The organism is Flagellimonas sediminis (genome assembly GCF_010500845.1).
GTDB lineage: Bacteria > Bacteroidota > Bacteroidia > Flavobacteriales > Flavobacteriaceae > Flagellimonas > Flagellimonas sediminis.
In genome coordinates, this window is sequence record NZ_JAAAMI010000001.1 from 942,239 (window position 1) to 954,651 (window position 12,413).

10 protein-coding genes are annotated in these 12,413 nt (G+C 44.5%); 2 read left to right on the forward strand and 8 right to left on the reverse strand.

The annotated features are described in order from the left end of the window. Window positions 1-13 precede the first annotated feature (13 nt). The 7 genes from mgtE to GTK07_RS04240 all read right to left on the reverse strand — a co-directional run bounded on the left by mgtE (window position 14) and on the right by GTK07_RS04240 (window position 7,204). Window positions 14-1,369 (reverse strand): magnesium transporter, encoded by a 1,356-nt coding sequence (gene mgtE / locus GTK07_RS04210; RefSeq protein ID WP_163633291.1) that lies wholly within the window; start codon window positions 1,367-1,369, stop codon window positions 14-16. Then, a complete protein-coding gene (gene rsmA / locus GTK07_RS04215) occupies window positions 1,356-2,228 on the reverse strand; it encodes a 16S rRNA (adenine(1518)-N(6)/adenine(1519)-N(6))-dimethyltransferase RsmA (RefSeq protein ID WP_163633293.1) in 873 nt (290 codons plus the stop codon). Before rsmA ends, mgtE begins: the two co-directional genes overlap by 14 nt. Window positions 2,229-2,246: 18 nt before the next feature. Beyond that, entirely contained in the window at window positions 2,247-2,555 is a 309-nt protein-coding gene (locus tag GTK07_RS04220) for a gamma-glutamylcyclotransferase family protein (RefSeq protein ID WP_163633295.1), read from the reverse strand. A 4-nt stretch (window positions 2,556-2,559) separates the two neighbouring features. Continuing rightward, window positions 2,560-2,874 carry a DUF4286 family protein gene (locus tag GTK07_RS04225; protein WP_163633297.1) on the reverse strand — a complete coding sequence of 105 codons (315 nt, stop codon included), beginning with the start codon at window positions 2,872-2,874 and terminating at the stop codon, window positions 2,560-2,562. Between the two features lie 153 nt (window positions 2,875-3,027). Continuing rightward, a complete protein-coding gene (locus GTK07_RS04230) occupies window positions 3,028-4,764 on the reverse strand; it encodes a tetratricopeptide repeat protein (protein ID WP_235932422.1) in 1,737 nt (578 codons plus the stop codon). Between the two features lie 127 nt (window positions 4,765-4,891). Further along, the gene (serS, locus tag GTK07_RS04235) at window positions 4,892-6,163 is read right to left on the reverse strand and encodes a serine--tRNA ligase (protein ID WP_163633299.1); all 1,272 of its coding nucleotides are present in this window, start codon (window positions 6,161-6,163) and stop codon (window positions 4,892-4,894) included. 108 nt (window positions 6,164-6,271) lie between these two features. Continuing rightward, window positions 6,272-7,204, reverse strand: a complete 933-nt coding sequence (locus GTK07_RS04240; RefSeq protein ID WP_163633301.1) for a bifunctional riboflavin kinase/FAD synthetase — start codon at window positions 7,202-7,204, stop codon at window positions 6,272-6,274. Window positions 7,205-7,365: 161 nt separating this feature from the next. Here GTK07_RS04240 and GTK07_RS04245 point away from each other — a divergent pair, with 161 nt between their 5' ends. Together GTK07_RS04245 and GTK07_RS04250 are read left to right on the forward strand one after the other, a co-directional pair. After that, window positions 7,366-11,031: a reprolysin-like metallopeptidase gene (locus GTK07_RS04245; protein ID WP_235932423.1), complete on the forward strand. Its 3,666-nt coding sequence runs from the start codon at window positions 7,366-7,368 to the stop codon at window positions 11,029-11,031. Next, on the forward strand, window positions 11,028-11,714 hold the full coding sequence (locus GTK07_RS04250) for a hypothetical protein (RefSeq protein ID WP_235932424.1): 687 nt from the start codon (window positions 11,028-11,030) through the stop codon (window positions 11,712-11,714). Before GTK07_RS04245 ends, GTK07_RS04250 begins: the two co-directional genes overlap by 4 nt. Before the next feature lies 1 nt (window position 11,715). Here the strand turns inward: GTK07_RS04250 and pth are convergent, their stop codons facing one another. Further along, entirely contained in the window at window positions 11,716-12,342 is a 627-nt protein-coding gene (gene pth / locus GTK07_RS04255; RefSeq protein WP_163633305.1) for an aminoacyl-tRNA hydrolase, read from the reverse strand. Between the last annotated feature and the right edge of the window lie 71 nt (window positions 12,343-12,413).

Sequence of the window (12,413 nt, forward strand, 5' to 3'; positions counted from 1 at the left end):
TTTTAAAAATCTTTTAAACACCCAATATCAATTTGGCAATGGTAAAATAGATCAAAATGCCAAAAATATCATTGCTAGTGGTGATAAAGGGTCCTGTTGCTATAGCAGGATCTATGCCCCGCTTGTCCAAAAATACAGGAATGAAGGTTCCTATGATGGCCGCCACAATAATCACCAGAATAATGGCAATGCCAATGGTGAAGGACACCAAATAGGGTGTATTGAACATAAAATGGCTAACCAATAAAACGATGGAAGCAATGGCTCCCCCGTTTGTCAATCCAATAAGAAATTCTTTGATCAAGCGTGCCGCAACTTCACCTTTAACAGTATCGTTGGCCAAACCTTGTACCATGATGGCCGAAGATTGTACTCCAACGTTCCCGGCTGTGGCCTGTACCAAGGGAACAAAACTGAGCAGAATTTTATAATCGTTCATCAAAGGCTGGAAACTGGTAATGATACTGGCCGCACCAAGTCCCCCGAAGGTCCCGATCAACAACCAAGGTAAACGGGCTCGGGTAATCTCCCAAACGCTGTCATCCGCCTCTACCTCACGAGAGATACCGGCGGCCATTTGGTAATCCTTATCGGCCTCTTCCCGGATTACGTCCACAATATCATCAATGGTGATACGGCCCACCAATCGACCGATCTCATCTACCACAGGAATGGCTTCCAAGTCGTATTTGGACATGATCTTGGCAACCTCTTCGGCATTTTCGTTCACATTTACAGAATCCACTTTTGGGATATACACATCCTTAATGTTGGTCTTGGTAGATGTGGTCAAGAGGTCTTTTAATGACAATCGGCCTTTCAACAGACCTTCATCGTCCACCACATAAATGGAATGTACCCGGGTCACATTTTCGGCCTGGGAGCGCATTTCCTTCACGCAGGTAAGCACGTTCCAGTTCTCGTTCACCTTCACAAGCTCCTTTGCCATAAGACCACCTGCGGTATCCTCATCATAACGCAACAGATCCACAATATGCTTGGCATGTTCCCTGTCCTCGATTTCCGAGATAACCTCTTGGATAATTTCCTTCGGAAGCTCGTTGATGATATCCGCCGCGTCATCCGTGTCCAGCTCCTCCAACTCGCTTGCGATTTCCTTTGCGGTAAGATTGCCCAGTACGGCCTCCCGGATATCCTCGTGCATTTCTGCAAGGATGTCGGAGGTCTTTTCACTATCAAGCAGTTTGATGAGATAGGTGGCTTCCTCTACCTCCAACTCGTCCGCAATCTCGGCGATATCGGCATAGTGGAACTCGGACAACATGGTCTGTAACTCGGCATTCTTTTGCTCCGCTATCAGTGCCTTGATGTCTTCTAAAAGCTCGTCTGTGAGTTTAAACGGGGTCATTGGCTATCTTCTGTGTCAACGTTACAAAATCTGCTACACCGAGCTGTTCTGGGCGTTGGTCAAAGATAGCATCTTCTTTGAGATTATCGGAAAGATTAAAGGTTTTAAGGCTGTTTCGAATCGTCTTTCTTCTTTGGTTGAAAGCGGTTTTCACCACTTTGAAGAAAAGCCGTTCGTCGCAGGGAAGTTTTTGGTTTCCCTTTCTTTTCAACCGTAAAACTCCCGAATCTACCTTGGGCGGAGGGTCAAAAACACTTGGGGGAACAGTGAACAGGTATTCGGCATCGTAAAAGGCTTGGACCAAAACCGATAGGATGCCGTAGGTTTTGCTGCCCGGTTTTTCGCAGATACGCTGGGCCACTTCTTTTTGGAACATGCCCGAAAATTCAGGGATTTGCCCGCGCATCTCCAGCATCTTAAAAACAATCTGGCTGGAAATGTTGTAGGGAAAGTTTCCTGTGATGGCAAATTCTTCCTCCCCGTACAGTTCAGAAAGGTCGAACTTTAAAAAATCGGCCTCCACCACATTCAACCGATTGTTCTTTTTCAATATTTCTTGGTGTTCCAAGGGAAAGCTGTGGTTCAGGTACACAATGGATTCCTCATCGAGGTCCATGGCCACTAGATCCAAATTCCGTTGCAGCAGATATTTGGTAAGGACGCCCATCCCGGGACCAATTTCCAGAACATTGGAGTAGTCTTCCAGAGAAAGCGTGTCGGCAATTTTTTTTGCAATGTTCTCATCTTTCAGAAAGTGCTGGCCCAAATGTTTTTTGGCCCTTACAGCACCTTCCTCTTGTCCTATTGGTTGGTTTTTATGCCCACCCTGAGCGGACTTTTTCTTGTTTTTCTTGGACACAGGAGGTTTTTTTGCAAGTTACTTGGAATTTTCGATATAGACCCATGCACTGGATCCGGATTCCAAGGGAAATTTTTCACGTTTGTAGGCACTGGTCTCGTATATATCCGCTTTTTTAAGATCGATCTCTGAAACTTCATAAACCGTTCCGCTGACCTTATCCTCTAATTTTTTGGTTTGAATGACTAAAGGATAACGACCGTAAACGGCGTTTTCCATTTTTTTGAAACCCAAGAGCGCATCGGGATTCCCGTTTAGGATACGGCCAAAGATATATTCCTGTACCTGAGAATCCTGAAGGGTACCATAGGTGAAAAGATATTCCAATGGGTTAGGGTATTTGTTGGCTGATCACTTCCAGTTCGGTCCTAAAGGCCACAAACTTGTTAGGGAACAATTTCTGGGCATAGCCCCGCATACGCTCGGCATCATCACGGTAGTAGGCTTCCAGGGTTTTACGATCCGGTGTGGTGTATTGAATGGAGTAGGTGATACCGCCATCATCTTCCACCAACACCCTTACCATTTTGGCATGGGAAAATTTGCCTGTGTTCAGCATGTCGGGAATATGTTTGTCCCGCATCCAAACAAGCCAATCGTCATGAACATCCGCATCAATATTGATGGTTACGTTATAAATGAGCATTTGTTTCTTTAAATTTCGAAGAGGTGAAAATTAGTCTATTTTTTGGGAATTCAATAGTTTCTGACGTCATTTCGAAATGAGTGCCAAAAGTGATTGGTACTATTGAGAAATCTTTATGCTGGGATTCCCGCCTTCGCGGGAATGACAATGTGATTAATTTATGGCATCACCACGGAGCTTTCTAAAATTGATCCGGGCCTGCGGAAAATAATAGCTGTCCTGATAGTTATAGATGATTTTCTCGTAATGACTTTTTGCCTTTTCGGGCTCGTTCAAAATATTTCGGTACAACTCCCCAAGGGCAAAATGGGCATCATCGGCCAAAATGCCATCCGAATAAAACTCAACGATCTTTTTGTAATTGAACTCGGCCGCTTCATAATCCTTTTGCTCCGCCAAGAGTTCTGCCTGCTTCAATAAGGCTTCGTCCTCAATTTTTTCACCTTTATGGTTTTGAAGGATGTCCTCTAACACCTCAATCGCTTCTTTGTTCTTGTTTTGATAGGCCAACAAGTCAGCTCGGGCGTATTTCTTCAATGCAGTTTGGGTGGAATCTTCCAAGGAATTGTCCGAGATGAGTAAACTCAACTGCATGGCATCGTTGGCAATGAGTTGGGACGTGGAGCCCCTCAGGACTTTCAATTGGGTAAGGGCCCAATCAAAATCCCCCTTGTAAAAACTGGTCTGCGCTACTTTAAAACGCGCATCCTGCCCCAGCACATCATTTTTAAGGCTCTTTTGTACTTGGGTGAAGAGAATCAGCGCTTCATTGAACCGTTGATCGTACACCAAAATATCGCCCAGGGCCAGTTTTACATAGGCAACGGCCACACGGCCCATGGGGAGTTCCAGACTTTCCTTGAGCATGGCAATGGCCGGTTCAGGGCGTTCACGTTTGAAGGTCAGGAAATTGGCATAGGCAATCTGCAATTGAAGTGTGAGGCTTTTGTTGCCATATTCGGCCACCAGTTGTTCAAATTGCTTTTCAACGGAGTCCAGGGTTTTAGCGGTCGGATTCTTCAGTTCTATATCGATCAATTTGAGTTGTGCGTTCAACTTGACCCTAGGTTCCTCGGTATTGTCAACAATGAACTGAAAAATGGCCGAAGCGTTTTCAAGGTCATTATCCCCTAGGGTGATGTCGCCCAAATTTTCCAATCGGTCCATATTGCTTCCTTCCGCCCGTTTGAAGATGGCTTTTTCTTGACTGAAGGCGCTTCCATATTGTTTCTGTTGGATGAACAGCCAACTCAGCAGTTCGTTCCACAAAACATCTGGACTTTTCTGGGCATTTTTAAGCAATACTTTTCGCAGTAGAACATTGTTTTCGTTGGCCGGGTCTTCGGAAATAAAATCTTCGATGTTCCTTAGTACATTGGAGCGCGAGGTCTTTCCCTCCCAAATAAGATTGAGGTAGGATTGGTACATTTTTTCAATGTCGCCCTGTTCCCCATAAATGCGGGCCAATTGAAAGTCGTAGTTCAGGTCGGGTTTCAGTTCCATGGCTCTCGTGTATGCCTTGATGGCATAATCCAACAGTGCATATTTTTGGAATCGATACCCTACGCTATACCCATAATTAGGGTTCTCATCAATTTTTTGAATGGCCTTGTCATAATATTCGGTGGCGTTTTCGGATTGATCCTGTAGTGTATAATTATAGCCTAGTTCAATAAAAAAGGTAGGGAAAGCATAAGGGTCCTGTAACTTTTCCAACAGAAAGGTTTCAGCTTCGGTGTAGCGTTCCAATTGTTGGTAGCAAGCCACCAAAGCTTCTGAATAATCGGTGCGCCTAGGGTTGGATGCTGCTAATTTTTCATAAAACACCACTGCCTTTTCATAATCCCCGTCATTGAAGTACTGCTTGGCCAAAAAATCTTCTTGGGCCAACGCTGTAGCTTGGAATAGGAGGAACGATATGAGAAATAAAAGGGGGCGCAATAGCGTGTTTTATTTCAAATATAACGCAGAAATACCCGGGATTCTGTTAAGTGAATCCAAATAATGGATGAAAAACCTAGTCGATGAGCTCGAATCCACAATAAGGGACAAGGGCATCCGGAATTTTAATGCCGTTTTCAGTCTGATAGTTTTCCAAGATACCGGCCAAAACCCTAGGCAACGCCAAAGAGCTTCCGTTTAAGGTGTGGGCCAATTGGCTTTTACCGTTTTCATCCTTGTAGCGCAATTTTAAACGGTTGGCCTGAAAAGTCTCAAAATTGGAAACGGAACTGATTTCCAACCAACGATCCTGGGCAGTGGAGAACACTTCAAAATCATAGGTGAGGGCAGAAGTGAAACCAAGGTCGCCACCACAAAGCCTTAAGATTCGGTAGGGCAACTTCAACTCACGAAGAATGTTTTTCACATGCTCCACCATTTCATCCAAAGCTTGGTAAGAATTGTTGGGGTGCTCCAAACGAACGATTTCTACTTTGTCGAACTGGTGCAATCGGTTCAATCCACGTACATGGGCGCCATAACTGCCGGCTTCCCTTCTGAAACATGGGGTGTAACCGGTATATTTTATGGGAAAATCACTTTCCGCCAAAATATCGTCCCTGTGCAAGTTGGTTACTGGTACTTCTGCAGTTGGGATTAGATATAGGTCGTCAGCCTGAACGTGGTACATTTGGCCTTCCTTGTCGGGCAATTGTCCGGTGCCATAACCAGAGGCTTCGTTTACCATGTGGGGCACCTGCATTTCGGTGTAGCCGGCCGCCGTGTTTTTATCCAAGAAATAAGAGATCAAGGCGCGCTGCAAACGAGCACCTTTTCCTTTGTACACAGGAAATCCTGCACCGGTGATCTTTACCCCTAGTTCAAAATCGATGATGTCATATTTTTTGGCCAATTCCCAGTGGGGCATGGCACCTTCGAACAAGGCGGGTATGTCTCCCTCACGAAAAACCTCCTCGTTGTCGGCATCTGAATTTCCAGCAGGGACAGAGGTGTGTGGAACATTGGGAATCAGGTACAATTGCTCTTGAAGAGCCGCGGCCGTAGCATTAAGGTCGTCACCCAATTGTTTGGAAGTTTCCTTCAAACTAGTGGTTTTTTCTTTTAAAGCGTTGGCTTCTTGTGCCTTGCCCGATTTAAAAAGCAGACCAATTTCCTTGGAAAGTTTGTTGGATTCCGCAAGAATACCATCCAGCTCCGTTTGTATGGAACGTCTTTTTTCATCCAATTCGATAACGGCAGCAATCATGGGTGCTGCATCGATGTTGCGCTTTTTTAAAGCGGTGATGATACTTTCCTTGTTTTCCCTAATGGTCTGTAATTGAAGCATGGCCTTGTTTTGTGCGGCAAATTTAATTCAATCTGAAGAAGTGCCCAACAATAATCCATCAGGCATCTAAATAGATGTTGTTTTTTGTTCCTTTTGAAATTAAACTGACTATTTCTTAGATATCAGTTCCAAGGAACGCACCTTGTCTTTTTGTAGCTGTTGTTTCAGCTCTTCTACGGAATTGAACTTATGTTCATCCCTGATGCGGTGCAGGATGCTGACCTGTACTTTCTGGCCATAAAGATTCCCGTCAAAATCAAAAAAGTTCACCTCAATGCTTTTGGTAGTGCCATCTACGGTGGGATTGAACCCAATGTTCATCATGCCAAAATATTCCTTTCCTTCCAAGGTACTTTTTACCACGTACACCCCGGTTTTAGGGATAAGCTTATATTCTTCTTCAATGTGAAGGTTGGCTGTGGGGAAACCAAATTCCTTGCCTAAACCTTTTCCTTTTCCGATGGTGCCGGTCAGCATATAAGCATAGCTTAGGTAGCTGTTTGCGGTTTCAATATCGCCATCCAAAAGGGCATTCCGAATCTTGGTGGAACTCACCGAAACATCGTCAATTTCTTGGGCGGGAATTTCTTCCACATCAAAACCTAGGGTGCTGCCAAAAGCGATTAAATCTTGAATGTTGGCATTTCTATTACGCCCAAATCGGTGGTCATACCCGATGATGATTTTTTTGGCCTTGAGGCCATCAACTAAAATATCCTCCACAAATTCAGTAGCCGTTAGCCTAGAAAATTCCTTGGTAAAGGGATGGATGATCAAATAATCGAGCCCCAAAGTTTCCATGATCTGTTTTTTCTCTTCCAAGGTGTTCAAAAGCTTAATATCCACATCTTTTTGGAGCACCATTCGAGGATGCGGAAAAAAAGTAAGCACCGTAGATTTCAGGTTGGTGGCTTTGGCATTATTCATGAGGCGTTCTAATATCTTTTGGTGGCCAAGATGTACCCCGTCGAAGGTTCCGATGGTGATAATCGTTTGATTTGGAATGTCTTTGAAGAGAGAAATGTTCTGGATTGTTTCCAAGCGATCAAGAAATAAAAAAGGCTTACATTTGAAATTATACTATGCCCTAAATCTGTATGAGAGCTAAATTACATCTTGTTTTTTCAATATCCATATTTTTTAGTTGCTTTTGCATTTACGGTCAGCAGGGATATTGGAAGAACATTACCAAGCAATCTTCCATGAAGAGTGCCTCTATCAAGGATATGGGCAAGGCGAAAAAAGTCTTCTCTTTGGACCGACAGGTTTTTATGGATGAGATGAAGGCCTTCGGCACTTCAAAAAGCGGAAAAAAAGTGGTTTACCTTCCGGATGGGGAGGGAAACATCATCCCCTTTACTTTGAAAGAAACACCGGTACTGCACCCAGATCTGGCCAAGAAGTATCCCAATATCAAATCGTATTCCGGTGTAAGTTCCAATGGAAAATATAAGGTGAAATTGAGCAGCTCCCAAAATGGATTGGAGAGTATGGTCATCAATTTGAAAAACCATGAACAGACATTTATGGAACCTGTTTCCAACAAAACAGATGCCTATGTTTTGTATGCAAAAGGGGCGGGACTAACCTCCAAAGATGACTTTGTCTGCGAAACCAAGGAAACCCTTCTCACATCCAAGACCATTATCCCTTTGGTGGATGATCAGGTGTTACGAAAATATAGGATAGCCGTTTCCGCTACAGGTGAATACACCCAAGACCAGGGAGGTACCGTTGCGGATGCCCTTGCTGGTATCAATGCCACGATTACCAGGATCAATGAGGTTTTTGAAACCGATTTAAGCGTGACCTTGGAACTCATCGCCAACAATGATCTTTTGATTTTCACCAATCCTGCCACTGACCCTTATGGCAATAATTTGAATTCTGAAGTACAGGCGACCATAACCTCCATTATTGGGGAGGCCAACTATGATGTGGGGCATCTTTTCCATAAAGTGGACAACCCTGAACAGAACAATGGAAATGCCGGATTTATAGGGGCAGTCTGCGTGGACAATAAAAAGGGAAGTGGATTTTCCGCTTCTGCCACGCCACAGGGAGATGTTTTCGATATGGATTTTGTAGCCCACGAACTCGGGCATCAATTCGGGGCCAACCATACCTGGTCCTTCGAATCAGAAGGAACCGGTGTTCAAGCGGAACCTGGGAGCGGCACCACTATTATGGGTTATGCCGGCATCACCAAAGATAATGACGTGGCACCCAACGGCGATGATTACTTTCATTATTACAGCATACAGCAGATATCGGATTATCTCCAGACCACCTCTTGTGCCCAAATAACTCCCTTAACCGATTCTCCGCCGATTTTAACACCGGTGGGGGACTACACAATTCCGAAAGGAACCGCGTTTGTGTTGGAAGGTATCGCGACCGACCCCGATGTGGGCGATGTGCTATCCTTTACGTGGGAACAGATAGATGATGGAGTGGTCACCAATACTACTTTTGGACCAACGAATCCTAGTGGGGCCAACTTTAGGTCTATGCCTCCAAGTTCGGAACCCATACGGTATTTTCCAAAACTATCAGAAGTGGCCCAAGGCAATTTGACCCAAGTCAACCCAACCATAAACGAGGCTTGGGAAACCGTTTCCGAAATTGAACGTACCCTGAATTTTGCCTTCACGGTCAGGGACAATGCATTGGGTGGAGGACAGGTAATTTCAGATGTGCTTGCCGTAAATGTGTTAAAGGCAGCCGGACCTTTTGTGGTCACCTCCCAAAACACCAATGAAGTTTATACATCGGGTTCGATCCAGGAAGTTACATGGGATGTGGCCAAAACCAATATTTTGCCGATCAATACGCAGATGGTCGATATTTTTCTTTCCCTTGATGGCGGGCAAACATTTCCCATTATTTTAGCGCAAGATGAACTTAATGATGGGTCGGCCAATATCTTGGTGCCGGGGGACGTCACTACCAGTGCTCGTATTATGGTCAAGGCCAGTGATAATGTATTCTTTGCCGTTAATGCCTCCGATTTTATCATTGAGCAATCACAAGTGGTGTTACATTTTGATCAATTGGAATTTGAGGTGTGTCAACCCGATGACCTTGTGATTCCATTTGTATATGAAACCTATGCAGGCTTTAACGAAACATCTACCTTTTCTGCCGATATACCAGCCGGACTAACTGCCGTTTTTGCTCCGACCGATGCCACTGCGAACGATACGAATGTTAGTTTGACCCTTTCCAATACAGGTGCAGTTGCTGCAGGGCTTTATGATATTACCGTGACTTCTACTTCGGCTACGGTGACCAAGAGTGTGGTGCTTTCGGTTGCCATTGAAGATACAAGTTTCACGGATGTAGTGTTACTTTCTCCAACAGATGGGCAGATTGGTGTTTCCCTGGATACACAGTTGACTTGGGAAGAGAATCCGTTTTTTACACAATATGATGTTGAGGTTGCCACGGACGCTGGCTTTGTGAATGTGATCGAATCCGCCACGGTGCCTTTTAGCTTTTATAAAACGAACAGCTTGCAGGCCGAGACCGAATATTTTTGGAGGGTAAGGCCAAGTAATGGGTGTGGTACGGGAACATTTGGTGCGGCCTTTAGTTTTATTACTTCCCCAGTGAATTGTAAGAATATGGAATCCAGTGATTTGCCAATAACTATTTCTTCAACAGGGACCCCAACTATAAGCACTTCGGTGTTCTTCTGGGAAGACCTTCCCATATCGGACGTTAATGTAAATCTGGAACTGGATCATACCTATTTGGAGGATTTGGTGATTACCCTTGTTTCTCCTGAAGGTACCCGGGTAACCTTGCTTTCCAATACCTGCGGAGATCTTAACAATATCAATGCGGTGTTCGATGATGATGGAGACCCCATAACTTGCTCAGGAAATCCGGCTGTTTCAGGCACCGTAAGTCCAATTGGCTCCCTTGCCTCCCTTAAGGGAGAATCTATTTTGGGAGAGTGGATTTTGGAAATTAAGGATACGGCCATAAGTGATGGTGGTACCCTGATCGGTTTTTCTTTGGATGTTTGTGTGGAAGGCAGCTACAGGCCCGATGCTGATGAAGATGGTGTTTTTGATGATGGTGATGACCTTTGCTTGGGAACTCCAAAAGGTGTTGCGGTCAATACCAATGGATGTGCCGTTTATCGATTTGATGCCGACAATTTTGAAGTGGAAATCCAAAGCGAAACATGCAGAAGCAGTAACGATGGTTCGGTGACGGTCACTCCAGCGGATACCTCCATTACCTATACTATTGTTTTTGATGGAGGAGGTGCACCTGCCACTGTTGATTTTTCCAATTCCCAAACCTTTGGAAATTTGACTGCCGGGGAATATTCTTTCTGTATATCCGGAACCAATGGCATGATTACCTATGAAGAAGTATGCTTTAGTGTAGTCATCACCGAACCCGATATTTTGGACGTGGATGCCGTGATCAATGCTGGAATTTTAAGCCTTGATCTTAGAGGTGCCGCCTTTTACAATGTCGAGTTGAACGGATTGGTGACGCAAACCCAAGTTTCCAAGATTCAATTGCCCATGAAGGAAGGGGTGAATACGTTGCGCGTTTATTCCGATCTACCATGCCAAGGTGTCATTGCAAAAACATTCTTTTACTCCACCAAACCCATATTATCGCCTAATCCAGTGGATTCCGTTACGGAAGTGTATCTGGGAGGTTATGAGGGTAAGGTAGATATCCAAATTTATTCTGGTAACGGACGATTGGTGATGTCCATGCAAAAAACGGTCAACGGGGAAAATCTAGAAATGGATTTGTCTGTGCTGCCAAAGGGGATTTATTATTTGGGATTGACCAAGGATGGGGCACAGGAAATGTTTAAATTTATTAAGAGATGATGATGCGGAAACTGCTCTATTTGTCCGTACTGGGATTTTTGGTGGCCTGTGGTAAGGATAATCCTCCACCGGCACCACAAGGTGCCCTATTGGTCTTTCCGGAAGAAAACTCTGAATGCACTACGGGATCAAGTGTTAATGAAACCTTGAGCCAGGTCACGTTTCGTTGGAATACGAGCAAAAATACCGATAGTTATACCTTAAGTGTGGTAAACCTGAATACCAATGTTCCCCAGAATATTTCAACAGCTGCCACATCGGCTAGCTTGTCCTTGGCCAAAGGCACCCCATTTGCATGGTCGGTGACCTCCCGTAACTCAAAATCGGACCAAGTGGCCACAAGTGAGACATGGCTGTTCTATAATGCAGGTTCACAGACTACCTATGCCCCGTTTCCGGCCCAATTGGTAAGTCCGGCCTCGGGCGCCACGGTACAAAAGAATATTGCCAATGAGGTTGAACTGGAATGGTCTGGGGCCGATGTGGACAATGATATCGACACCTTTGAAGTGTATTTCTCCAATGTAAATCCGCCCACTACCTTGTTGGGAACTACGAATGTTTCGACCATGAAATTGGCCGTATCCGTAGAGTCTTCCACAGTGTATTATTGGAAAGTGATCACTACGGATTTGGAAGGTAATACTTCAGATTCGGGAGTGTTCGAGTTTAAGGTATTCTAGCTTATTTACCGTTGAATACGTTCATGGTATTCTTTACCCCGGCGAATACGAAAGAGCGCACTAGGTCTGCTGCCACAATCAATCGGTCTGGCATGGCCTTGGTTTCTTCGGCATTCCATTTTCCCAGTACATAATCTACTTGCCGACCCTTGCCAAAATCGGAACCCACACCAAACCTAAAACGGTTGTAAATAACGGTTTGAAGTACATTTTGGACATCTTTTAGACCATTATGACCACCATCGCTGCCCTTGGTTTTTAGTCTAATGGTGCCGAAAGGCAGGTTGATGTCATCGGTAATGATGAGCAGATTATCCAAGGGGATGTTTTCCTGTTCCATCCAATATTTTACGGCTTTTCCACTCAGGTTCATATAGGTGGAAGGTTTAAGGCAAAGAATGCTTTTTCCTTTGTGCTTAAAGGAACCTACCGAACCTAGTTTGGCACTTTCAAAAGTAAATGCTTCTTGTTCGGCCAAAAAATCAAGGACTTTGAATCCGATGTTATGACGGGTCTCATCATAATCGGACCCAATATTGCCAAGCCCAACGATCAAGAATTTTTTCATGGGATCTGTTTCTTCCAAAAGTGATGGTCTGCCAAATGATCTTTGAATGAATTGGAACATCAACTGGGTTGTAAAAGGCTAAAAATACAAAAGCATCCCCAATTGTTCGTAAGAGACAAATACAGGGATGC

Bases quoted from the DNA above. Each gene is read 5' to 3' on its own strand.
- mgtE (WP_163633291.1), bottom strand. From the start codon at position 1,369: ATGACCCCGTTTAAACTCACAGACGAGCTTTTAGAAGACATCAAGGCA.
- GTK07_RS04250 (WP_235932424.1), top strand. From the start codon at position 11,028: ATGATGATGCGGAAACTGCTCTATTTGTCCGTACTGGGATTTTTGGTG.
- serS (WP_163633299.1), bottom strand. From the start codon at position 6,163: ATGCTTCAATTACAGACCATTAGGGAAAACAAGGAAAGTATCATCACC.
- pth (WP_163633305.1), bottom strand. From the start codon at position 12,342: ATGTTCCAATTCATTCAAAGATCATTTGGCAGACCATCACTTTTGGAA.
- GTK07_RS04225 (WP_163633297.1), bottom strand. From the start codon at position 2,874: ATGCTCATTTATAACGTAACCATCAATATTGATGCGGATGTTCATGAC.
- GTK07_RS04245 (WP_235932423.1), top strand. From the start codon at position 7,366: ATGAAGAGTGCCTCTATCAAGGATATGGGCAAGGCGAAAAAAGTCTTC.